22 protein-coding genes are annotated in these 21391 nt (G+C 70.6%); 17 read left to right on the top strand and 5 right to left on the bottom strand.

Annotated features, from left to right (window positions below; translation table 11 throughout):
* The first annotated feature begins 621 nt into the window (after positions 1-621).
* The 6 genes from ACQEVY_RS32075 (at position 622) to ACQEVY_RS32050 (ending at position 7689) form a co-directional block, all read left to right on the top strand.
* Positions 622-1836 (top strand): NAD(P)/FAD-dependent oxidoreductase, encoded by a 1215-nt coding sequence (locus ACQEVY_RS32075; protein ID WP_432952863.1) that lies wholly within the window; start codon positions 622-624, stop codon positions 1834-1836.
* Entirely contained in the window at positions 1836-4430 is a 2595-nt protein-coding gene (gene nirB / locus ACQEVY_RS32070) for a nitrite reductase large subunit NirB (RefSeq protein ID WP_432952862.1), read from the top strand. The genes ACQEVY_RS32075 and nirB overlap by 1 nt, the downstream gene beginning before the upstream one ends.
* Positions 4427-4786 (top strand): nitrite reductase small subunit NirD, encoded by a 360-nt coding sequence (gene nirD / locus ACQEVY_RS32065; RefSeq protein ID WP_432952861.1) that lies wholly within the window; start codon positions 4427-4429, stop codon positions 4784-4786. The genes nirB and nirD overlap by 4 nt, the downstream gene beginning before the upstream one ends.
* Positions 4787-4847: 61 nt before the next feature.
* Complete coding sequence (locus tag ACQEVY_RS32060; RefSeq protein WP_432952860.1) at positions 4848-5432, top strand: TetR/AcrR family transcriptional regulator; 585 nt, start codon at positions 4848-4850, stop codon at positions 5430-5432.
* A gap of 74 nt (positions 5433-5506) precedes the next feature.
* The gene (locus ACQEVY_RS32055) at positions 5507-6877 is read left to right on the top strand and encodes an MFS transporter (protein WP_432952859.1); all 1371 of its coding nucleotides are present in this window, start codon (positions 5507-5509) and stop codon (positions 6875-6877) included.
* Positions 6878-6921: 44 nt separating this feature from the next.
* Positions 6922-7689 carry an SDR family NAD(P)-dependent oxidoreductase gene (locus tag ACQEVY_RS32050; RefSeq protein ID WP_432952858.1) on the top strand — a complete coding sequence of 256 codons (768 nt, stop codon included), beginning with the start codon at positions 6922-6924 and terminating at the stop codon, positions 7687-7689.
* 54 nt (positions 7690-7743) lie between these two features.
* On the opposite strand, the gene ACQEVY_RS32045 is transcribed toward ACQEVY_RS32050, so the two are convergent.
* Genes ACQEVY_RS32045 through ACQEVY_RS32035 form a run of 3 tightly spaced genes read right to left on the bottom strand, consistent with a single transcriptional unit; the run spans position 7744 to position 10030 of the window.
* Entirely contained in the window at positions 7744-8670 is a 927-nt protein-coding gene (locus tag ACQEVY_RS32045) for an oxidoreductase (protein ID WP_432952857.1), read from the bottom strand.
* Positions 8671-8729: 59 nt separating this feature from the next.
* Positions 8730-9608 (bottom strand): NAD(P)H-binding protein, encoded by an 879-nt coding sequence (locus ACQEVY_RS32040; RefSeq protein WP_432952856.1) that lies wholly within the window; start codon positions 9606-9608, stop codon positions 8730-8732.
* A complete protein-coding gene (locus ACQEVY_RS32035) occupies positions 9608-10030 on the bottom strand; it encodes a nuclear transport factor 2 family protein (RefSeq protein ID WP_432952855.1) in 423 nt (140 codons plus the stop codon). Before ACQEVY_RS32035 ends, ACQEVY_RS32040 begins: the two co-directional genes overlap by 1 nt.
* A 96-nt stretch (positions 10031-10126) precedes the next feature.
* On the opposite strand from ACQEVY_RS32035, the gene ACQEVY_RS32030 reads away from it, so the two are divergent.
* Together ACQEVY_RS32030 and ACQEVY_RS32025 are read left to right on the top strand one after the other, a co-directional pair.
* Positions 10127-10720, top strand: a complete 594-nt coding sequence (locus ACQEVY_RS32030; RefSeq protein WP_432952854.1) for a TetR/AcrR family transcriptional regulator — start codon at positions 10127-10129, stop codon at positions 10718-10720.
* Positions 10721-10776: 56 nt separating this feature from the next.
* Positions 10777-11517: an SDR family NAD(P)-dependent oxidoreductase gene (locus tag ACQEVY_RS32025; protein ID WP_432952853.1), complete on the top strand. Its 741-nt coding sequence runs from the start codon at positions 10777-10779 to the stop codon at positions 11515-11517.
* 226 nt (positions 11518-11743) lie between these two features.
* Here the strand turns inward: ACQEVY_RS32025 and ACQEVY_RS32020 are convergent, their stop codons facing one another.
* Together ACQEVY_RS32020 and ACQEVY_RS32015 are read right to left on the bottom strand one after the other, a co-directional pair.
* Positions 11744-14224 (bottom strand): SulP family inorganic anion transporter, encoded by a 2481-nt coding sequence (locus tag ACQEVY_RS32020; RefSeq protein WP_432952852.1) that lies wholly within the window; start codon positions 14222-14224, stop codon positions 11744-11746.
* Positions 14221-14835 (bottom strand): carbonic anhydrase, encoded by a 615-nt coding sequence (locus ACQEVY_RS32015; protein ID WP_432952851.1) that lies wholly within the window; start codon positions 14833-14835, stop codon positions 14221-14223. The genes ACQEVY_RS32020 and ACQEVY_RS32015 overlap by 4 nt, the downstream gene beginning before the upstream one ends.
* A 301-nt stretch (positions 14836-15136) precedes the next feature.
* Between ACQEVY_RS32015 and ACQEVY_RS32010 the strand changes: the two genes are divergently transcribed.
* The 9 genes from ACQEVY_RS32010 to ACQEVY_RS31970 all read left to right on the top strand — a co-directional run bounded on the left by ACQEVY_RS32010 (position 15137) and on the right by ACQEVY_RS31970 (position 21249).
* Positions 15137-16081: a winged helix-turn-helix domain-containing protein gene (locus ACQEVY_RS32010; RefSeq protein ID WP_432952850.1), complete on the top strand. Its 945-nt coding sequence runs from the start codon at positions 15137-15139 to the stop codon at positions 16079-16081.
* Complete coding sequence (locus tag ACQEVY_RS32005; protein WP_432952849.1) at positions 16078-17592, top strand: sensor histidine kinase; 1515 nt, start codon at positions 16078-16080, stop codon at positions 17590-17592. The genes ACQEVY_RS32010 and ACQEVY_RS32005 overlap by 4 nt, the downstream gene beginning before the upstream one ends.
* 46 nt (positions 17593-17638) lie before the next feature.
* Complete coding sequence (locus ACQEVY_RS32000) at positions 17639-17974, top strand: hypothetical protein (protein WP_432952848.1); 336 nt, start codon at positions 17639-17641, stop codon at positions 17972-17974.
* Positions 17975-18190: 216 nt separating this feature from the next.
* Complete coding sequence (locus ACQEVY_RS31995) at positions 18191-18628, top strand: LAETG motif-containing sortase-dependent surface protein (RefSeq protein ID WP_432952847.1); 438 nt, start codon at positions 18191-18193, stop codon at positions 18626-18628.
* A 27-nt stretch (positions 18629-18655) separates the two neighbouring features.
* The gene (locus tag ACQEVY_RS31990; protein ID WP_432952846.1) at positions 18656-18787 is read left to right on the top strand and encodes a hypothetical protein; all 132 of its coding nucleotides are present in this window, start codon (positions 18656-18658) and stop codon (positions 18785-18787) included.
* 164 nt (positions 18788-18951) lie between these two features.
* Positions 18952-19551 carry a sulfite oxidase-like oxidoreductase gene (locus ACQEVY_RS31985; protein WP_432952845.1) on the top strand — a complete coding sequence of 200 codons (600 nt, stop codon included), beginning with the start codon at positions 18952-18954 and terminating at the stop codon, positions 19549-19551.
* Positions 19521-20285, top strand: coding sequence for a ferredoxin reductase (locus tag ACQEVY_RS31980; RefSeq protein ID WP_432952844.1), 765 nt, complete (start codon positions 19521-19523; stop codon positions 20283-20285). The genes ACQEVY_RS31985 and ACQEVY_RS31980 overlap by 31 nt, the downstream gene beginning before the upstream one ends.
* Before the next feature lies 1 nt (position 20286).
* Positions 20287-20568 (top strand): DUF6510 family protein, encoded by a 282-nt coding sequence (locus tag ACQEVY_RS31975; protein WP_432952843.1) that lies wholly within the window; start codon positions 20287-20289, stop codon positions 20566-20568.
* A 66-nt stretch (positions 20569-20634) separates the two neighbouring features.
* Complete coding sequence (locus ACQEVY_RS31970) at positions 20635-21249, top strand: GOLPH3/VPS74 family protein (RefSeq protein ID WP_432952842.1); 615 nt, start codon at positions 20635-20637, stop codon at positions 21247-21249.
* Positions 21250-21391 lie beyond the last annotated feature (142 nt).

The following is a 21391-nucleotide window of genomic DNA, read 5'->3' as shown; positions in this document are numbered from 1 at the left end:
CGGGAGGGTGGGTTCGGTTCGTTGGCGACTGCGGGCCCGTGTGGGTGGTCGCGCAGTTTGCCCCAGTCCCGCCCCTTCCCGAAACTGGGGCTCCGCCCCAGACCCCCGCCAAGGGGTGGTGAGTGACACTTCGTGTCGCGGCTGCGGGTGCGTTGTGGCTGGTCGCGCAGTTCCCCGCGCCCCTAAAAGCAAAAGCCTGCGACTTCCCTGGGCCCGGAAAGGCCGCCCGGAGGGAGCCCAGACCCCCATGGCCCCGCAGCCGCCCACGGCGGCAAGGGGACGGGGCGGGGGTGTGCGCCCGCAGCGGCCGGCGCGCCACCCCGAGCACCCTCTACCAGCCAACAGCAACGCGCGCCGGTCCGAGGACGGACACCCCCGACGCGGCCCCGACCCCCAACGAACCCAAGGGGCGCGGGGAACTGCGCGACCAGCCACGACGAACCGTCAGCCGCCCAACCGTCGGAGGCACCCCGCACGGCTGCGCGACCAGCCACCACGGCGCCGCACCAAAAAAGCGAACCCAACCCTCACACCGCCGGAGGCACGTCGCTGAGGGCAGCGTTCCCCGCGGGAAACAACCGTGATGCCACCGGGTAACACCCACCCCGCACCCTCGACACCATGACCTCGAATACGCGTGTGGTGGTGATCGGCGCCGGCCTCGCGGGCGTGCGGCTCGCCCGGCGGCTCGGCGAGCTCGGGCTGCGCGCCACGCTCATCGGCGAGGAGGAGCACACCCCGTACAACCGGGTGCTGCTCGCCGAAGTGCTGGCCGGCCGGTACGCCCCCGAGGTGATCGCCCTGCCGGCACCGGCGGACTTGGTCCGCTCCCGAGTCACCCGCATAGACCGCGCGGAGCGCCTCGTGCACTGCGAGAACGGCTCAGTGATCGCATACGACACGCTGGTCCTGGCGACCGGATCGAACGCGAAGCTGCCACCCCTCCGCGGGCTCTTCACCGAGGATCACGTACTGCCGGAGGGCGTCCATGCCTTCCGTACGATGGACGACTGCCTCGGCCTGTCCAAGGCCGTACGCCCGGACGCCCGAGCCGTCGTCATCGGCGGCGGCCTCCTCGGCGTCTCGGCCGCCCGCGCCCTCGCCGCCCGCGGCGCGCAGGTCATGCTCGCGCAGCAGGCCGAACGCCTCATGGAACGCCAACTCGACCCGTCCGCATCGAAGTTGGTGCTCCGCCACCTGAAGGACCTCGGCGTCGAGGTGCACACCGAGTGCCGCGTACGGGACGTGCGCTGCGTCGGCGGCGCGGTCCGTTCCGTCGAGCTGGCCGACGGATACGCGCTCGACGCCGACCTCGTGGTGCTGACCTGCGGCGTACACCCGCGCGTCGGCCTGGCCCAGGACGCGGGCCTCGCCGTACACAAGGGCGTCATCGTCGACGACGAGCTGCGTACGTCCGACCCGCACATCCGGGCGATCGGCGACTGCGCCCAGCACGCCGGCACCGTCTACGGTCTCGCGACGCCCGCCCTCGAACAGGCCGAAGCGCTCGCCGAGTTGCTGGCGACGGGCGAGGGCGCCGCCCGCTACACCGGCACCCGCGCCCTCACCCGCCTGACCCTCGCCTCCGGCACCCCGCTCGACCTCGCCGCCTTCGGCGAGCCCACCCCGCAGCCCGGTGACGACGTCATCCAGCTCGCCGACGCGACCCGCGGCACCTACCGCAAGGTCGTCGTCCGCAACGACCGCGTGGTCGGCGGCGTACTCGTCGGCGAACTCGGCACCGTAGGCGCGCTCGCCCGCGCCTGGGAGGGAGCAGAGCCGCTCCCCCAGACCGGCCCTCTGCTCCACCTGCTCACCAACGATGGAGGCTCCTGATGACCGCCACTGGGGCGACCCCCACGATCGTGCTCGTCGGCCATGGCATGGTCGGCCAGCGCTTCCTCGAGGCGCTCGCCGAGCGCGGCCTGACCGCCACGCACCGCGTGGTCGTGCTGTGCGAGGAGCCGCGCCCTGCGTACGACCGCGTGGCGCTGACCTCGTACTTCTCGGGCAAGACGCCCGAGGACCTCTCGATGACCGACATGGCGTTCATCGAGAAGGAGGGCATCGAGCTGTACGTCGGCGACCCGGCCGAGACCATCGACCGTGAGGCGCGCAGGGTGACCGCCCGCTCCGGTCTCGTCGTCGACTACGACGTCCTCGTCATGGCCACCGGCTCGTACCCGTTCGTGCCGCCGGTGCCGAACAAGGACGCCGAGGGCTGCTTCGTCTACCGCACGATCGAGGACCTCCTCGCGATCGAGGAGTACGCGAAGTCGAAGGCGACGACCGGTGCCGTGGTCGGCGGCGGTCTGCTCGGTCTGGAGGCCGCGGGCGCGCTGAAGGGTCTCGGGCTGAACGCCCACATCGTGGAGTTCGCGCCCCGCCTGATGCCGGTGCAGGTCGACGACGGCGGTGGCGCCGCCCTGCTGCGCACGATCGCGGACATGGGCCTGTCCGTCCACACAGGCGTGGGCACGCAGGAGATCGTGACCGACGAGTCGGGCGCCGTGACCGGCATGAAGCTGTCCGACGGTTCCGAACTGGCCACCGACATGGTGGTGTTCAGCGCCGGTGTACGTCCCCGTGACCAGCTCGCCCGTGACTGCGGCCTGACCGTCGGCGAGCGCGGCGGCATCTCGGTCGACGAGCAGTGCCGTACGGTCTCCGACCCGCACGTCTTCGCGATCGGCGAGTGCGCTCTGGCGGCGGACGGCCGGGTGTACGGCCTGGTGGCGCCCGGTTACGAGCAGGCCGAGACGGTGGCGGCGACGATCGCGGCGGACGAGGCCTCCTTCACCGGTGCCGACATGTCGACCAAGCTGAAGCTGCTCGGCGTCGACGTGGCGTCCTTCGGTGACGCGCACGGCGCGACCGAGGACTGCCTGGACGTCGTCTACTCCGACTCCCGCTCGGGCCTGTACAAGAAGCTGGTCATCGGCCGCGACGGCGAGCTGCTCGGCGGCATCCTGGTCGGCGACGCGGACGCGTACGGCACACTGCGCGCGCTGACCGGTTCCGTACCGCCCGTCTCCCCCGAGCAGCTGGTGCTCCCGGCGGGCTCCGGCGGCGGCGCCCAGCTCGGCCCGTCCGCACTGCCCGACGAGGCGGTCATCTGCTCCTGCCACAACGTCACCAAGGGCACGATCCGCGGCGCGGTCACCGACCACCAGTGCACCACGGTGCCCGAGGTCAAGAAGTGCACCAAGGCCGGTACGGGCTGCGGCAGTTGCGTCAAGGTCCTCGGTCAGCTCGTCAACGCCGAGCTGGAGGCCAGCGGCGTCGAGGTCGACAAGGGCCTGTGCGGCTGCTTCTCGCAGACCCGCGAGGAGCTGTACGAGATCGTCCTCGCCCTGCGCATCAACAAGTACCAGGACCTGCTGGACCGTTACGGGCGTGAGAGCGCCCGAGGCGGCGACGGCTGCGAGATCTGCAAGCCGGCCGTGGGCTCGATCATCGCCTCCCTCGCCCCCACGATCGGCGCGAGCGGCTACGTCCTGGACGGCGACCAGGCGGCCCTGCAGGACAGCAACGACCACTTCCTCGCCAACCTGCAGAAGAACGGCTCGTACTCGATCGTGCCGCGCATCCCGGGAGGGGAGATCACCCCCGAGAAGCTCATCGTGATCGGGGAAGTGGCGCGCGACTTCGGCCTCTACACGAAGATCACGGGTGGCCAGCGCATCGACATGTTCGGCGCACGCGTCGAGCAACTCCCCCTCATCTGGGCTCGGTTGGTGGACGCGGGCTTCGAGTCCGGTCACGCGTACGGAAAGGCGCTGCGTACGGTGAAGTCGTGCGTCGGCCAGACCTGGTGCCGCTACGGCGTCCAGGACTCCGTACGCATGGCGATCGACCTGGAGCTGCGCTACCGGGGGCTTCGTTCCCCCCACAAGCTGAAGTCGGCGGTCTCCGGCTGCCAGCGCGAGTGCGCCGAGGCCCAGTCGAAGGACTTCGGCGTGATCGCCACGGCCAACGGCTGGAACCTGTACGTGGCCGGCAACGGCGGCGCCACCCCGCGCCACGCGGACCTGCTCGCACAGGACCTCTCCGACGCCGAACTGATCCGCCTGATCGACCGTTTCCTGATGTTCTACATCCGCACGGCCGACCGCCTGGAGCGCACCTCGACCTGGCTGGAGCGGATCCCCGGCGGCCTGGACCACGTACGCGACGTGGTCGTGAACGACTCCCTGGGCATCTGCGAGGAGCTGGAGTCCCTGATGGCCGCGCATGTCGCGAACTACCGCGACGAGTGGGCCGAGACCATCAACGACCCCGAGAAGCTGTCCCGCTTCGTCTCCTTCGTGAACGCGCCGGACACCCCCGACCCCGTCGTCGGCTTCGTCCCCGAGCGCGACCAGATCAAGCCCGACCTGCCGCTGCTGACCATCGGCACCCGTCCCCTGGAAGGAAGCGCCCAGCGATGACCCTCGCACCCGAGACGACGACCCTGAAGGTCCAGCTTCGCGTCGACGACGCGGCGGACGACTGGTTCACGGTCTGCGACATCAGCGCGCTGATGCCCGGCCGCGGGGTGGCTGCCCTGCTCCCCGACGGCCGCCAGATCGCCCTCTTCCAGGACCGCGCGGGCCGCCTGTACGCCATCGACAACCGCGACCCGTTCACCGGCGCCGCCGTCCTCTCCCGCGGCCTCCTCGGCTCCCACCAGGGCCGCCCGTTCGTGGCCTCACCCCTGCTCAAGCAGCGCTTCGACCTGGAGTCGGGGCGGTGCCTGGACGACGACGCGGTGACGGTGGCGACGTACGAGGTACGTACGCGGTAGGGCCCTTGCCCGAGGAAACCTTGCTTGACCGATCGTTCCAGTAAAGTCTAGGCTGCGATGCGTGGCCAGGACCAAGGAATTCGATCCGGACGCCGCGCTCCAGTCGGCCCTTGAGCTGTTCTGGCGGCGCGGCTACGAGGCGACGTCGATGGCCGACCTCGTCGAGCACCTCGGCATCGGGCGCGCCAGCATCTACGCGACCTTCGGGAACAAGCACGACCTGTACCTGAAGGCGCTGGACCGGTACGGCGAGACACGCGACCCCGCGATCGTGCGTGAACTGTCCCAGCCGGGCCCCGCGCTGCCCGCCGTGCGCGCGATGGTGCGGCGGTTCGCGGCGGAGGCCGCGGATGAGATCGAGCGCCTGAACGGCTGTTTCGTCACCAACACGGCGGCCGAGCTGGGTCCGCACGACACCGCGGCGGCCCGCCGCGTGGAACTCAGCTGGCAGCACATCGAAACACCCCTGCACTCGGCGCTCGTACGCGCCCAGGCACAGGGCGAACTCCCGGAGGACCGCGACCCGCGGGCGCTGGCGCGCATGCTGCTGGTGCTGATGCAAGGGATGCGGGTGGTCGGCAAGGCGTCGACGGACCCGGCGCGGGTGCGGGACGCGGCGGAACAGGCGCTGACACTGCTGGACTGAGCCGCAGATACGGCTTTGGGTGCCCTTTCGCATGCCCTCATATTGAACCGATCGGTCAAGTAAAGGGGAGTTTCATGACCGTGGTCGACGGCACCCTGCCGACAGCCGGATCCTCACGCTCCACCCGCGGAGCGTTCGCCCTGCTCGGAACCCTGCAGGCCACGCTGATCTTCACGCTGGCCGCGGTGGCGGTGCCGCTGCCGCGGATCGGGCATGAATTCGGGCTGCGGCGTGAGGACTTGATCCTGCTCAGCGCCGCATACGGGCTGACCTTCGCCGGCCTGCTGCTGTTCGGCGGACGCCTCGCCGACCGCTACGGCGGACGCCGGGCGCTCACCGCCGGCCTGCTGCTGTTCGGCGCCGCGTCGCTGGCCGCCCCGTTCGCCCCGGGATACGCCTCGCTGCTCGCGGCCCGTTTCGCGCAGGGCGCGGGCGCGGCCCTGATCGCCCCGGCCGCGATGACGGTCCTGCGGACGGTGTTCCACTCCCCCGCCGCGTACGCAAGGGCGATGGCCACCTGGGGCGGTCTGTCGATTCTCGGCGCCACCGCGGGCAACCTGCTCTCCGGCGTCATCTCGGCGCTGCTGTCCTGGCGTTGGGCCTTCGCCGTGCCGCTCGCGGTGACGGCGGCGGCGCTCGCGCTGGCGCCCCGAATACTGCCGGCATCCGCCGGGGCGGAGAAGCGGGGGAAGCGTCCCGCTCTTGACCTCCCCGGCGCCCTACTGGCCACGGCGGGCCTCGCCCTGGCCAGCTACGGACTCGTACTCACCGATGCCCGGCCCTGGGCGTCGGGCCGCGTGCTGGGGCCGTTGGCAGCAGGTGCCGTGCTGCTGGCCGTCTTCGTCGGAGTCGAGCGGCGGGCGCGCGATCCGCTGCTGCCGCCGCGGTTCCTCCTCGACGGGCGGCGCGGGCTCGGACTCGCCGCCACGGCGCTCACCGCGGCCGGGACCGCAACCGTCTTCGTGCTGTTCTCGCTCCATCTCCAGGACGGCCGCGGCTGGTCGGCGCTGCGGACCTCGGCCGCGTTCGTGCCGTTCGCCGTCGCACTCATCGCGTCGAGCCGGGTGGCGGGACGACTCGTCGGGCGGTACGGGGCTGCCGTCGTCACCGGGGTCGGGCTGGTCACGGGGGCCGTGGGCCTCGTACTCCTCGCGCTCTTCGGTCTCGACGCGGGTGTCCCCTACGCGTACGGGGCACTCCCCGGGTTCGTTCTGCTGGCGGCCGGGGCCGCCGCCTCCTTCACCGGAGCCGCCGTCCTGGCCACCGCCCGCGTGCCCGCCGAGCGGACCGGGCTCGCGGGCGGGGTGCACAACACGGCGATGGAGACCGGGCCGACCGTCGTCTTCGCCCTGGTACTCGCGGTCGGCGGCGACGCGGCGAGCCTCGCGGCGACGGCAGCACTGTTCGGCACCACCGCCGTGGCCTCGCGCCTCGCGCGCTCCTGATCTCCCTGCACCACAACTACCCACATCAGAAAGAGAGTTACGCCATGATCCCTAACCGCTTCTCAGGCCGTACCGTCCTCGTCACCGGAGGTGGCTCCGGGCTCGGACGGGCCATCGCGCTCGCGTTCGCCGCCGAAGGGGCCTCCGTCGTCGTCGCGGGCCGTACGCGGGCCTCACTCGACGAGACCGTCGCCCTCGCCGAGGGGGCGGATGGCACGGTGGTCGCGCAGGTCGCCGACGTAGCTCGGGCCGCCGACGTGGACGCGCTCGTCCGGACGGCCGTCGACCGCTTCGGCTCCCTCGACGTCGCCGTGAACAACGCGGGCGTCTTCCGGGGCGGGCAGCCCGTCGTCGACCTCTCCGAGGAGGACTGGCAGACGCTGCTCGACACCAACGTCACAGGCGTGCTCCTCGCCCTGCGCGCCGAGGTCCGGCAGATGCGGACGCAGCCGGACGGCGGTGCCGTCGTCAACGTCTCGTCCAACCTGGGCGCGCACATGCAGGTGCCCCGCACCACCGCGTACGCCGCTTCCAAGGCCGCCGTCTCCGCGCTCACCCGTGGCGCCGCACTCGACCACATCGCGGACGGCGTCCGTATCAACGCCGTGAGCCCCGGCGCGTCCGCCACCGCCATGTCGCTGCTGCCCGGCGAGACCGAGGACGAACGTGCCGTACGGATGAAGGAGCAGTCGCCGCTGGGCCGCGTCTCGTCGACCGGGGAGGTGGCGCAGGCTGTGCTGTACCTGGCGTCCGATGCCGCCGGGTCGGTCATCGGCACTGATCTGGTGATCGACGGTGGGACATCGCTATAGGGCATGTCTTGGCCTGCGGCCACTCGGTGTCATCGGGCGCTCGGTCCGCTTCGCTCACACCTTCAGGGCGTCGTACGTCACTCCCGTCATCCTTTCCGATTCCGCCCAGAGCCGTTCCCCCGCCGTGTCGTTGAGCGTCCACTTGGCACGGCGGGACTTGGCCGGTGAGCCGCGCCAGTTGGCGAACGAGGGGCCGGTGAAGGAGTCGGGTTCGACGCCGGGGGCGGTGGCCGCGTACAGGATGGGCAGGGCGCCCGCTTCGGCGGACTGGGCGAAGAAGCGGTTACCGGTCCGCATGAACAGTTCGGCGGCCTTGCGTCGCTCCTGCTTGGGTCCCTTGGTCTGCAGGTTCGTGGCCGCGTAGCCGGGGTGGGCGGCGGCCGCCACGACGTCCGAGCCGGTTGCGGCGAGGCGGCGGGCGAGTTCGTGCGTGAAGAGCAGGTTGGCCGTCTTGGAACGGGAGTAGGCGAGCCAACGGTTGTAGCGGCGCTCGCTGTTGAGGTCGTTGATGTCGATGTTGGCCACCGAGTGCATGGTGCTGGACACGGTGACGATCCGCGCACCCGGCGTCTTCAGCAGCAGCGGCAGCAGAAGCCCCGTGAGCGCGAAGTGCCCGAGATGGTTGACCCCGAACTGGGTCTCGAAGCCGTCCGCCGTGCGCCCGTGGGGCAGAGCCATCACACCAGCGTTGTTGATGAGCAGATCGAGCCGCTCGTGCCCGTAGGAGGCCACGAACTCCCTTACGGATTCCAGGCGTCCGAGGTCGAGAACCCTCAACTCGACCTGCGCGTCAGGGATTTCCTCAAGAATCCGGTCGCGAGCGCGGGCCCCCCGCTCCTCACTCCGGCAGGCGAGCACCACATGGGCCCCACGCCGGGCCAGCTCACGCGAGGTGGCCAGTCCGAGCCCACTGTTGGCACCGGTCACGACGGCGATGCGCCCGCCCTGCTCAGGGATGTCCTGCACACTCCAGCCGGCCATGACGGCTCCTTCTCACGGCGCCTTGAGGACCCTCTCAACTCCGCACGAGACGTGCAGTTTCAGGCTAGCCGCGGTTCCGCTTTTCCACAGGTGCTGGTGGGGAGAGACCGTTCCGCGAACGCGCGGAAGCTACGCGGCGGGCGGCCGGTGAGGCGCTGGACCGTGTCGGTGGTGCGGTCCTCGGCGCCGTCGGCGATGGCGCGGTCCATGCCGGCGAGCATCGCGGCGAATTCGGCGGGCATGTCGGCGGCCAGACGGTCGCGCATCTGCTCGTAGGTCAGCCGGCGGTGGGTGGTGATCCGGCCGGTGACCTGGGTGAGGGTGGCGGCGATGTCGTCGTAGCTGAGCGCTTGTGGCCCGGTAATGATCAGGTCGGTGTTCGGGGCCCGCGTCTCGGTCAGTGCGTGCACGGCGACGGCGGCGATGTCGTCGGCGTCGATGAATCCGACGCGGCCGTCATCGGCTGCCGTGTGGATGGTCCCGTACGCCTTGATGTTCCGGGCGTGCATGAGGGTGCCGGTGAAGTTCTGCATGAACCACGAGGGCCGCAGCACCGCCCACTGGTCGAACAGGCCGGGCAGGGCCTGGTGAACCTGTCCCACGGCAGGGCCTCCGGCGGGGATCGCCGACGAGCTGAGCAGGACGGCGCGCTGGACGCCTGCGGTGCGGGCCTGCTGGAGGAAGGGCAGCATGACGGCTGCCGGGTCGGAGGAGCCGAGCGGCGGGATGAGATAGACCCGGTCCACGCCTTCGAGGGCGCCTTCGAAGGACGCGGGGTCGTCCCAGTCGAAGCGCACGGCACAGGACCCGTCCACGGGAGTGGCACGTCGGCTGGCGGCCTTGACGCGCCGGCCTGCGGCGGCCAGTCGGGCGGCGACGCGGCTGCCGGTGGTGCCGGTGGCTCCGATGACCAGGGTGAACTCCTGGGAGGCGCCCATCAGTTGCCCCCGGCGAAGTTGGTGGCGGGATCCTGGACCGCGAGCGGGTTCCAGTAGTCGCGGTAGCGGGTGATGAGGCCGTCCTTGACGGTGACAACGGCGATGTAGGACATGTCGAAGGGGCTGTCGGTGTCCACCAGACGGCCCACACCGCGCATCTCGACCACGATGGTCTCCGGGGCGAGGGTCTGGTGGATCTCGACGTAGGGGAAGTCGTGCAGGTCTATGTGGTCGGGGTAGGCGCGCATGTACTCGGCGATCGCCGCCTTGCCCTCCAGGCGCTTCGGCCAGCCTTCCGGCGCGAAGGGGAACTCGAAGATCCCGTTCTCGTCCCACAAGTCGACCCAGGCGGGGATGTCCTTGTCCAGCAGTAATTGCAGGCCGTGGCGGTACAGGTCCGCCGGTGCGGTGCTCGCGCTCATGGGTTTACTCCATCCCGTACGATACGGACCGCGGGTCCGTTTCAGGAATGGCCGACGATACGGACCCGGGGTCCGCTTTGCAAACGGAGGAACCGCATGCCCGGACGCAAGCCACGCGCGGATGCCACTCGCAATCGGGAGGCCGTCCTTGCGGCTGCCGACGCACTCTTCGCCCGTGGCGGGAGCCCTGAGTCGGTCACCATGGCCGACATCGCGGCAGCAGCTGGCGTCGGCAAGGCGACGCTCTTCCGCGGCTTCGGTGACCGCACGGGCCTGATCCGCGCGCTGTACGAGATGCGGCTCGCTCCGATCAGGCTCGCCGTCGAAGAGGGGGCACCCCCTCTGGGGCCGACCACCCCGCCGACCCAGCGCGTGCCCGCCCTCCTCGACGCCGTCCTGTGCTTCAAGATCGACAACCGCCACCTCGCCCTGGCCTTGGAGGGAACCGGCGGCGACAGCCCGTATGCGGCGGAGCACTACGAGCGGTGGCACGGCATGCTCCAGGCCGCGCTGGAGCAGATCCCCGGCCTCACCGACAGCAACTTCACCGCACATGCTCTGCTGGCCGCCACCCGCGCCGACCTTGTCGAACACCTCGCCGGCCAACAGCGGATGACTCGCGAGCAGATGCGCTCTCAACTGGCGGCCTTCACCGCCAGGGTCCTGGGCTCCGGTCCGCCGCGGGATTGAACGCCAGGTCGGATAACCGCCAGCTTCCGGGGCTGGTGCCAGCGATGCTCAACGTCATGAACCGACTTGAGGGAAGCGTGGCCTTGATCACGGGTGGAAGCCGGGGTATCGGTGCCGCTGTGGCGTTACGACTGGCCGAGGAAGGCGCCGACGTCGTCCTGACCTATGAGAACAGCGCGGAGCGCGCCGCCAAGGTGGTGGAGCAGGTCAAGACCCGGGGGCGCCGGGCTCTTGCCATCCAGGCCGACAGCGCGGTCCCTGAGGCACTCACCGCCGCGGTGGACGAGGCCGCCGCGACGTTCGGCAGACTCGACATCCTCGTCAATAACGCCGCCGTCTTTCTCGTCGGCCCACTCGAAGACCTGGGGCCGGAAGAGATCGATCGCACTCTGGCGGTGAACGTCCGGGCGCCGTTCGTGGCGTCCCAGGCGGCCGTGCGCCATATGGGCCGGGGTGGCCGCATCATCAGCATCGGCAGCAACGTCGCCGAGCGTGCGGTCTTCCCCGGACTGGCGCTGTACTCGATGAGCAAGACGGCTCTGGCCGGGATGACGAAGGGCCTGGCCCGAGAACTCGGTCCGCGTGGAGTCACCGTCAATCTGGTGCACCCCGGCCCCACGGACACGGATACCAACCCCGCTGACGGGCCGAACGCCGAGGTGATCGCCGGCTTCACGGCTGTCGGCCGCTATGCGGAAGCGGCCGAGATCGCGGCCACCGTCGCCCACCTGGCGAGCACGGACGGCTCGTACATCACCGGAGCCTCGATCCATGTCGACGGCGGCTTCACCGCCTGACACGCGACCTCGATTTCGCGATCAAGTTGAGGGCAGAGTGTGTCGGCTGCGAGTGTTACACATCGGGGAGATCTGTAACGTTCGCAGATCCACCTGCGTGCTGGCAGGTGCCGTACACCGCGCTGGAAAGCGGACTGGGTCGGGCACCTCCCGGAGCCCGACCCAATCCGCTTTCCAGACCTGCCGGCCTCCCCCATCTGGTCCGCGTCCCAGGCGGAGCCCTTCCTCAGGCCCGGTCGGCCGTTGACCGGCCGCGGCGGAACAGGGGCATGACGGGCGGTGAGGGCGTGCCCGGCATCGGCTCCGTGTCCAGGTAGAACCACTCGGCTGTCGGGCCGGGGACGGGGGCCGGATCGGCAGATCGGTCGGCGGTGGCTCGGTCATGGGGTGGGGTGGTGAGCCGGTCGGCGTCCTGGGCGTGGTCCGTGGTCCAGGGACGGTCGGTGTCCCATGCCTGGCCGGTGCCCCACGCCCGGTCGGAGTCCCAAGGCGCAGGCCCGTCCGGAGTCGGGCTCGTGCCCCGGCCGGAGGTGGCGTCCCAAGCCGAGCCCGTGGACGCGTCGGTGTTCCACGCCTGGCCGGGGTCCCGAGGCCCGGTCCCGTTGTCCCGAGCCGGGTTCGTGTCCCCGCCGGGGGTGGCGTCCCAAGCCGAACCTGTGGACCCGTCCGCTTCCCAAGCGGAGCCGAGAGAAAAGTCCGGATCCCACGCCCGACTCGCTCCCCCGTTGAGTGCCGCATCCTGGGCTGCCCGGCCGACGGAGTCAGAGGCTTCCCAGGCCCGGCTCGTATCCCCCTCCCAGGCCGGACTCGCCGCCCCGGAGGCACCTCCCGCTCGAGCGAAGCCGAGAGCGGGGGAAGGTGTCGAGGCCTCGTCCCATCCCCGGTCGGCTTCCCCGTCGACGGCGGCAGAAGGGACCGAGGCCAGGACGCGCTCCCCTTCCGCATCCGCCCCCTGCGCGGATGCGGAAGGGGATGCCCCGGCGCCGGCGGCGCCGGCCGTCACGTCCGGCTCCGGCGACGGCGGCACCTTCGCCCCCGCCCCGGCAACCCCCGTACCCGTAACCCCCGGCCCCGGCATGAGCAGCTCCACCCGCAACCCCGCCCCCCGCTGCTGCGCGACGAACTCGTCGATCTGGCTGCGGCAGGCATGGTCCAGGTGGGTTACGCCCGTGAGGTCGAGGCGGATGCGGGGCTTGCCGGAGGCGGCCGCGGACTCGAGGGCGTCGATCAGGCGCGGCAGGCGCAGGAACGTGGCGTTGCCCGCCATGACGACCTTCGCCGTGTCGTTGTCGATGTGCTGCCGGACGACCGTCTGCGACATCCGCAGCGCCGCCAGGATCACACCGGCCGCGAGGCCGATCAGTACGCCCTCCAGGAGCGCCGTGGCGGTGATGACCAGCGTCGTCGTGGTCATCACCGCGAACTCGCCCCGGTCCTGACGCCACATCTTCGGGAACTCCTCGGGCGCGAACAGCTTCCACCCGCTGTGCACCAGGACACCCGCGAGCACCGAGATCGGGATCAGCGCGAGCACCTGCGGCAGCAGCAGCGCGAAGGCGAGCAGCCACAAGCCGTGCAGCGTACGGGAGAGCCGGGTCTTGGCCCCCGCCTGCACATTGGCCGAGCTACGGGCCACGACCGCCGTGACGGGCAGCGCACCGAGGACACCGGCCACCGTGTTTCCGGCACCCTGGGCGATGAGTTCGGTGTTGTAGCGGGTGCGCGGGCCGTTGTGCATCCGGTCCACGGCCGCCGCCGTGAACAGGCTCTCCGCCGAGGCGATGACCGTGAAGGTCAGGATCGCGGTGATGATCCCGACGTCGGCCAGGCCCGCGAACTGCTCCGCCCCCGGCACCTGTACGGAAGCCAGGATGTTGCCCACCTGGAGCGTCTTCACGTCCACGCCCGGCAGCGAGGCCACCCCGATACCGATGCCCACGGCCACGAGCGCCGCCGGGACCTTCTTCACCGGCCCCGGCATCTTCTTCCACACGAAGCTGAGCACGATCGTCACGATGCCGAGCAGCGCCGCAATCCCCGCCTGGGGGTTCCCCAGGGTGTCCACGACCAGGCCGGGAACACCGGCGATGTTCTCGATCGGCATACCGGGAGCCTTGGCGTCGGCCATCGGATACGCCTGGCTGAACATCAGCGGCAGTCCGATCCCGGCAAGCATGCCCTGGACAACGGCAAGGGAGATCGCCTGGAACATGCGGCCGAGCCGCACCATCCCCAGAATGATCTGCAGGATGCCGGAGAAGAGAACGATCACGCCGAGCATGGCGACGCCGAACTCCATCACCGTCTCCGCGACCAGCGCCGCGAGCCCGGCGGCCGGCCCGCTGACCTGGAGCGTGCTGCCCCGAGCCGCCCCTACTACCAGTCCCCCGATGACCCCGGAGATGATCCCCAACTCGGCGGGCACCCCGGACGCCACGGCCACCCCGATACACAGCGGCAACGCGACGAGGAACACGACGAGCGAGGCGGTGATCTCGGTGGCGAAGTCGACGCGACCGCCACTGCCGCTCTCCTTGCCCAGGTTGGCAGGACCGGCAGATCCTTCCTCGGTACTTCGGGCCCCCGGAGGATTCTGAGGGCTCTGACTGCGAGGGCTCAGCGGCTGCTCCATCGTGACCGTCGACGACGAGGCCCCCGACGCCCCCGTACCGCGTCCGCGCGCCCGCCGCGCATGCTGCCCGCTCATGACGCGTGCACCCGGAACAGACCGTCCTCGTCCAGCTCATGGACCTGGCCGGTGTCGATCTCGTAATACCAGCCGTGCAGCCGAAGCAGCCCGGTGTCCAGGAGTTGACGGGCCGTCGGGTACTCACGCAGCGCGGCCAGCTGGTTGCGTACGTTCATCTGGACGACGTCCCGCACAGCCGGGTCCTCCGGCTCGACGGCGTCCCCGAGCAGGGGGGCGAGCCCCGGCCTGGCGAGGTCGAGCCAGGCGTCCACCCGCGGCAGTCCGGACAGATCCGTGCCGCGCTTCAGCACCCCCATGGCGCCGCAGTGGGAATGACCACACACGACGACGTCCTGAACGCCGAGCACCTCCAGCGCGTACTCGATGGTGGCGGCCTCGCCGGAGGCCGCTCCGTGCTCATCGTGCGGCGGCACGATATTGCCCGCATTGCGCAGCTCGAATATCTCGCCGGGCCTTGCGCCGGTGATCAGAGCGGGGATCACCCGCGAGTCCGAGCAGGTGATGAACAGGGCTTCAGGGAATTGCCCCTCGGCCAGCTTCCGGTATTCACCGCTCTCGAAGTCGACCCGACGTTTGAACGACCGGGCGCGATCCAGCAATGCCTTCATGCTTCCTCCCTCAAACCTGCCGCGAACCTGGTTTGACCAGGCTTTATGCACCGTAGGGGAGGTCCGACCAGAGAAAGGTTAAGGGGACACTAAGGCAGCACCAGGTTTGCCATATATTTCTCCCAGGCGCCCACCGAAGCCGCCGGAACCAGTCGAATCGGACAGATACAAGCGCTTACTGAGCCCCTTTTCACAAAGTCCGCATTCATGGGACACGCACATGAGTCCTCTTGTAGCGTGGCGACCCCACAGCACGGGATTCGTGTTGTCCGGATTCATGTTTCATGGAGAGACAGGACGCATGGGCGTACGAGTGCTGCTCATCGAGGACGACGAGACGATCGCCGAACCGCTGACCGAGGGCCTGCGCCACTTCGGGCTGACGGTCAGCCATGTCGCCACCGGCGCCGACGGGTTGAGAGGGCCGTACGGCGATGTCGTCCTGCTCGACCTGGGCCTGCCCGACCTGGACGGCATCGACGTCTGCCGCGGCATCCGCCAGACCTCCGACGTCCCCATCATCATCCTCAGCGCGCGCGGCGAGGAAGCCGACCGCGTACTGGGCCTTGAACTCGGCGCGGACGACTACCTGGCGAAACCGTTCAGCATCCGCGAACTCGTCGCCCGCATCCGGGCGGTGACGCGACGGCTGCACCGCACGGGGCCGGGGGCAGGGACGCTGGGGGACGCAACTCCCGCCGCCGGTACGTACGTTGGCCCCGCAGCCGGTACGTACACGCCCGATCCGTACGCCGCCCATTCAGCGACGTACGATCCGAACGCGTACGAACCTGCCGCCCCCGCCCCGTACGACCGCGGGTCCTACGAACCGCCCAGGTACGAGCAGTCCCCGCCCGAACCCGGCGAGCCGGCGGGCGACGCCCCGGCGCCCGGACCGCTCGTGGTGGACCGGCGGACGCGGCAGGTCTGGGTCGGCGAGGTGCCGGTGCCGCTGACGCCCAAGGAGTTCGAGCTGCTGGCGCTGCTCGCCGAGGATCCCGGCGCGGTGTACTCGCGGCAGCAGATCCTCAACCGGGTCTGGGACACGCACTATCAGGGCCCGACGAAGACCCTGGACGTGCATGTCGCCACGCTGCGCCGCAAGTTGGGCGACACGGCGTGGATCCAGACCCTGCGCGGGGTGGGGTTCCGGCTGGCCGTACGGACCGCGGGACAGCCGACCGGCCGGGAGCGCGAGGGCCACGGCGACGCCCCCGACACCTCCGAGGAGGCCGCGGTGTCATGACCCGCCGTCTGCTGCTGACCTACCTCAGCCTCGCCGCCTTCGTCCTGCTGTGCCTGGAGATCCCGCTGGGGATCGTCTACTCGCGCGCGGAGCGCGAGCGGATCGTCAACTCCGCGAGCGACGAGGCCGAGTCGGTGGCCGCGTTCGCCGCGCTGTCCGTCTCGGCGGGGCGGGGGCGCGAGCTCGCCGAGCGGGTCGCCCAGTGCGCCGAACGTATCGGCGGACAGGTGGCCATCCTCGACGCGGACGGCAAACTGCTGGCCACCTCGCATCCGCTGACCGATACGGAGAAACGCGAACTGCCGTCCCGTACCGAGGTGTCCGCCGCACTCGACGGCACGGCCACCACCGATGTCCGTACGTCCACGATCGGCGGCGTGCAGTACCTGTCCGTCGCCGCCCCGGTCGTCGCGCCCGGCGGGGCTCAGGGCGCGGGCGATGAGCGGGCGCGGGGCGCGGTGCGGATCACGCTGCCCACGGACATGGTCGCCGAACGGGTCGGCCGGGTCTGGCTGTTGCTGGCGTTCACCGGGTGCTCGGCGCTGACCGCCGTCGCGGCCCTGGCCTTCGCGTTCGCCCGATGGGCCGGGCGTCCGATCCGCCAACTCGAGGAGGCCACACACCAGTTGGCCGACGGCGGCCAGGCGACTCCGGTGGCGGTCACCTCCGGTCCACCGGAGATACGTAGCTTGGCGGCGGCCTTCAACCGGACCGCCGCCCGCCTCGAACACCTCCTGGCCTCGCAACGCGCCTTCGCCGGCGAGGCCTCGCACCAGCTGAAGACCCCGCTCGCGGCCTTGCGGCTACGGCTGGAGAACCTGGAGCCCGACACGGCCCAGGGTGCCCGGGGCAGTCTCGCCGCCGCCGTGACCGAGACGGACCGGCTGTCGCGGATGGTCGAGGGGCTGCTGGCGATGGCCCGCCTCGAGGACAGCGCGGCGGCTCCGGGCCCGGTCGACGTGGGCGAGATCTGCGCGGAACGGCACCGGACGTGGGCGCCGTTGTTCGCGCGGCACGATGTCTCGCTCGTACTGTTCGCAGGCAGCGTGGGCCATGTGCTCGCGATCCCGGGAGCGGTGGAGCAGATCCTGGACAACCTGCTCTCCAACGCCCTGCGGTACTCACCGCCCGGCAGCACGGTCTCGATGGAGCTCCGCCTCTCGGCCCCGGCCCGCCGGCATCCCCTGCACCATCTCCACCACCTTCGCGAAAGCCGCGCGTCCTGGGTCGACCTGCACGTCACGGACGAGGGCCCCGGCATGAGCCCCGAACAGCGAAGCCGCGCCTTCGACCGCTTCTGGCGCGCCCCCGGAGCCCCCAAGGGCGGCACCGGCCTGGGACTCTCCCTGGTCCAACGCCTCGCCCACGCCAGCGGCGGCGAGGCAATCCTGCACGCGGCGGCCACGGGCGGCCTGGACGCGGTGGTCCGCCTCCCGTCCGCGCAATCGCAGGAGCCTCCGGCAGGGAAACCCGGCCCTCGCCGCAGAGAGGCCCCGGCGCTGCGCGCCTGAGTCGTAGCCTGGCGCTCGACGGCTCGGGAGCGGAGGGGTGACGTACATGGGCGAGACCGATCCGCACATCCACGTCGAGGAAAAGGTGGCGCAGGCCGGCGCCGCCTACCGCAACACGATCGCGTCGACGCTTGGCCGCGTGCCCGACGCGCCGAGCGTCGTCACCACCGGTTGCGCACGCCGGGTGCCGTACGCGATGACCTCTCCCCATCCGGAACGCGTCACCTGCCTTGCCTGCCGGGAACACGCCCACCGGGAGCATCTGCGCTTCGCCGACCAGGTCGAACGCCTGAGCCGGATGCCCGGCGCGGTCATCACCGGGGACCAGGCGGCCGAGGCCGCGCAGTGGCACCGGGATCTGGCGAGAAGGTTCTCCGGCTGATTCTCGGGTCGAACGCGGCGGTGTTCGCACGCCCGCGCTTTACAGAGCCCCGCCCCATGAGCGGAGAGCTACCTTCCAGTCACGTCACGTTCGCATCACAGGTCCTTCATATCGCCTCCACATCGACAGCCCCTCAATACGTTGATCACCTCAAATCCGCTCGATCGCCACTTCGTGATCACGGTACGGATATCCGCACATATCTGGGGGCTCTCCATGAACCGTTTCCGCAGACCAGCCGCCGTGGCCGTCGCAGCCCTGGCACTGGCCGCCCTGCCGGCCACCGCCGTGGCCCATGACGGCGACCACCCGTTCAAGAACTGCACCGAGGCGTACGACAACGGGTACTCCAACATCCGCGAGGGCAACGAGCACTACGGCGACCATCTCGACCGCGACGATGACGGCATCGGCTGCGACCAGCCGCCCGCGGACTTCGTCCCGAACGAGGACAGGAACACCAGCGACGAGGACGAGAGCACCGGAGCCGAAGAGTCCAACGGCACGGACGACACCGCGGGCGACGAGAGCACCGACCTCGCCGCGACGGGCGGCAGCAGCGCGACTCCCTACCTCGCGGGCGGCGGCGCGGCCGTCCTGCTCGCCGGGGGCGGCGTCCTGCTGGCGGCCCGCAAGCGCCGTACGACCCGCTGACCTGTGGTCGCCTGACAGGATGACGGAATGACCGACGGACTCCGCTGGGTGTTCGAGGCGGCTCCCTTCGGCTACAGCCTCGCCTTCTGCGAGGACCTCGCGCCGGAGGAGGGCTCGTACGACTCGGTGCCCGGCGAGAGTCCGTCCTCTTCCCGCTGACCCGGGAGCAGGCTCAGGAGATCGAGGTCGGCAACTCGGCGGACGAGCCCTAGGGCGGGCGGCACGGCGCCACGACATGTGCCTTCCGCTCACGTCTCCCACAATGGAGATGTCGTCCCCGGGGTCGTCGGCGTCGTGTCCCTCTGACGGAATGGGGCAGGTCCATGGGAATCGTTTCGCGGGGCTTTCACAGCCGGGCGCGCCCAGCGGATGTGAAGCTGCCTCCCGGGCAATATCTGACCGAGGACTTTCCGGTGCTGTCGGCCGGTCCCACGCCGAACATCGCACGGGAGGAGTGGGAGTTCACCCTCACGACCGAAAGCGGTACGCGCCACCGCTGGTCGTGGCAGGAACTGCTGGCGTTGCCGAGCGAGCGGCCGACAGTGGACCTGCACTGCGTGACCAAGTGGTCGAAGCTGGGCACCGGCTGGGAAGGGGTGTCGCTGGACACGCTGTTCGCCGATGTGGAGACGGCGGCCGAGTTCGTGCTGGTCCACTCCTACGGTGACTACACGACGAACATCCCGCTGGAGGACCTGCTGGGCGGCAAGGCGTGGATCGCCTACCAGTACGAGGGGGAGGACCTCGCTCCGGTGCACGGCGGCCCGGCCCGGCTGCTGGTGCCGCATCTGTACCTGTGGAAGTCGGCCAAGTGGGTGCGCGGGATGCGGCTGCTGACCGAGGACGAGCCGGGGTTCTGGGAGAGCCTCGGCTACCACGACTACGGTGACCCGTGGCGCGAGCAGCGGTACCAGGGCGACTGAAAGCGCCCCTGACCTGGCAGGCCGCCCGGCTGGTCGGTCTGCGCGACGAGACGCCTTCGGCCCGCACGCTGGTCTTCGACGTACCCGGCTGGTCCGGGCACCTGGCCGGCCAGCACGTGGATGTGCGGCTGACGGCCGAGGACGGCTACAGCACCCAGCGCAGCTACTCGCTGGCCTCGGCACCCGACGGTGACCGGTTCGAGCTGACGGTGCAGCGTGTGCCCGGCGGAGAGGTCTCGCCGTACCTGGCCGATGTGATGGAGATCGGTGACCTGGTGGAGATCCGGGGCCCGGTGGGCGGCTGGTTCGTCTGGCGCCCGGCCGACATCCGGCCGGTGCTGCTGGTGGGCGGCGGATCGGGGATCGCCCCGCTGATGGCCATGATCCGCACGCGCCGCAGCCTCGGCAGCCACACCCCCTTCCGGCTGATCTACTCGGTCCGCACCCCCGAGGACCGCTACTACGCCTCCGAACTGCGCACCCCGCAGCCCGGTGACGGCGGCCTGGAGATCACCCACCTCTACACCCGGCACACGCCTGAGGGCTGGCCGAGACCCGCCAAGCGCCTGCAACTCGCGGACCTGCAGACCCACGGCTGGCCACCGGAGTTCGAGCCGGTCTGCTTCGTCTGCGGGCCGACCGGTTTCGTCGAGACCGCCGCAGCCCAGCTGGTGGCGCTGGGCCACGACCCGCGCCGGATCAGAACCGAACGCTTCGGCCCCACGGGAGGCTGACATGGACCGACAGGACACCACGGACTACGAGGACGGCAACGCGCTCGCCGGCCCGCTGGGCGAACTGTTCACCGCGGACGTCACCGCGGCCGCCGGGCGCTGCGCCGGCTGCGGGCGCACCGCTCTCGTCGCCGACCTGCGCGTGTACGCGCATGCCCCGGGCCTGGTGGCCCGCTGCCCGAGCTGCGACGCTGTGATCCTGCGACTCGTACGGGCCCCCGACGCCGCATGGCTGGACCTGCGCGGCACGGTCTACATGCGTGTCCCGCTGCCGCCCGCATGAGGCCACCGCCCGCGGCAGCGGCCAGCGGCAGCCCCGATTGCTCCTCGAGGTGAGATGGAGTCATTCATGACCACGCCGCGGGACCTGTTGATCACCGCCATGGACTTGACGGCCAGTCGTCCTGCGGAACAACCGGAACAAGGCGATCTGTCCCTTGCGCTCGCGGGAGCCGAGCTGATCGACCTCCTGGAGGCCCGGGCCATCACACTGGACGGTGATCACATCGTGCCGAGCGACCGGCGAGCCACAGCCGATCGGGGGTTGGATGAGGCCGCGTCGTCACTTGCGCGACAACCGCCGTACGAGTCGGTCGGCGACTGGCTGTGGCGCAGAGGCCGCGGCCTGTCCGCGGCCTATCTGGCCGCCCTCGAAGCGGAAGGCCGGCTCACTCGGCAACGCCGCCCCTGGATGATCTTCCAGCCCGCTCGCCTGGTGCTGGTGGATTCGCCCGCACGCCGCCAGGCGGCGAACCGCTGGGCATCGGAGGAGCCCGTCCTCACAGCCCTCGCGGCGGCCGTCGGGATCGGCGACAAGCAGACGGGAGAGTCACCAAGCGTGGCCGACGATGCCGTGGCGGCAGTGCTCGCCGCCGTCCATGACGCGGTAAGGAGCCTGGAGGCCGAACGGCAGCGGCGAGCCCTCGACGAGGCGGCCTTCGACAACATTTGGCGGGGCGAGTAAAGACCGCACGCGCGGTGGCATGGTCGCCTGTACAGGGCCGATTCCTGCTCCCGGCCGGTCCCTTGGCCCTGCCGCTCGCAAGCGAAAGGGGCGGCGCCTCCGCACAGGCGCCGCCCCTTCTCTTTCACGCACCGGAGCCGCC

This window comes from Streptomyces sp. CA-288835, assembly GCF_050936385.1.
In the GTDB taxonomy this organism is placed as follows: Bacteria; Actinomycetota; Actinomycetes; order Streptomycetales; family Streptomycetaceae; genus Streptomyces.
The sequence above is the reverse complement of the archived record's forward strand: the minus strand, read 5'-3'. Positions and strand labels throughout refer to the sequence as shown.

Bases quoted from the DNA above. Each gene is read 5' to 3' on its own strand.
- ACQEVY_RS32025 (WP_432952853.1), top strand. From the start codon at position 10,777: ATGAACCGACTTGAGGGAAGCGTGGCCTTGATCACGGGTGGAAGCCGG.
- nirD (WP_432952861.1), top strand. From the start codon at position 4,427: ATGACCCTCGCACCCGAGACGACGACCCTGAAGGTCCAGCTTCGCGTC.
- ACQEVY_RS31970 (WP_432952842.1), top strand. From the start codon at position 20,635: ATGACCACGCCGCGGGACCTGTTGATCACCGCCATGGACTTGACGGCC.
- ACQEVY_RS31975 (WP_432952843.1), top strand. From the start codon at position 20,287: ATGGACCGACAGGACACCACGGACTACGAGGACGGCAACGCGCTCGCC.
- ACQEVY_RS32040 (WP_432952856.1), bottom strand. From the start codon at position 9,608: ATGGGCGCCTCCCAGGAGTTCACCCTGGTCATCGGAGCCACCGGCACC.
- ACQEVY_RS32005 (WP_432952849.1), top strand. From the start codon at position 16,078: ATGACCCGCCGTCTGCTGCTGACCTACCTCAGCCTCGCCGCCTTCGTC.
- ACQEVY_RS32020 (WP_432952852.1), bottom strand. From the start codon at position 14,224: ATGAGCGGGCAGCATGCGCGGCGGGCGCGCGGACGCGGTACGGGGGCG.
- ACQEVY_RS31990 (WP_432952846.1), top strand. From the start codon at position 18,656: ATGACCGACGGACTCCGCTGGGTGTTCGAGGCGGCTCCCTTCGGCTAC.
- ACQEVY_RS32015 (WP_432952851.1), bottom strand. From the start codon at position 14,835: ATGAAGGCATTGCTGGATCGCGCCCGGTCGTTCAAACGTCGGGTCGAC.
- ACQEVY_RS31985 (WP_432952845.1), top strand. From the start codon at position 18,952: ATGGGAATCGTTTCGCGGGGCTTTCACAGCCGGGCGCGCCCAGCGGAT.
- ACQEVY_RS32010 (WP_432952850.1), top strand. From the start codon at position 15,137: ATGGGCGTACGAGTGCTGCTCATCGAGGACGACGAGACGATCGCCGAA.
- ACQEVY_RS32000 (WP_432952848.1), top strand. From the start codon at position 17,639: ATGGGCGAGACCGATCCGCACATCCACGTCGAGGAAAAGGTGGCGCAG.
- ACQEVY_RS32055 (WP_432952859.1), top strand. From the start codon at position 5,507: ATGACCGTGGTCGACGGCACCCTGCCGACAGCCGGATCCTCACGCTCC.
- ACQEVY_RS32035 (WP_432952855.1), bottom strand. From the start codon at position 10,030: ATGAGCGCGAGCACCGCACCGGCGGACCTGTACCGCCACGGCCTGCAA.
- ACQEVY_RS32030 (WP_432952854.1), top strand. From the start codon at position 10,127: ATGCCCGGACGCAAGCCACGCGCGGATGCCACTCGCAATCGGGAGGCC.
- ACQEVY_RS31995 (WP_432952847.1), top strand. From the start codon at position 18,191: ATGAACCGTTTCCGCAGACCAGCCGCCGTGGCCGTCGCAGCCCTGGCA.
- nirB (WP_432952862.1), top strand. From the start codon at position 1,836: ATGACCGCCACTGGGGCGACCCCCACGATCGTGCTCGTCGGCCATGGC.
- ACQEVY_RS32075 (WP_432952863.1), top strand. From the start codon at position 622: ATGACCTCGAATACGCGTGTGGTGGTGATCGGCGCCGGCCTCGCGGGC.
- ACQEVY_RS32045 (WP_432952857.1), bottom strand. From the start codon at position 8,670: ATGGCCGGCTGGAGTGTGCAGGACATCCCTGAGCAGGGCGGGCGCATC.
- ACQEVY_RS32050 (WP_432952858.1), top strand. From the start codon at position 6,922: ATGATCCCTAACCGCTTCTCAGGCCGTACCGTCCTCGTCACCGGAGGT.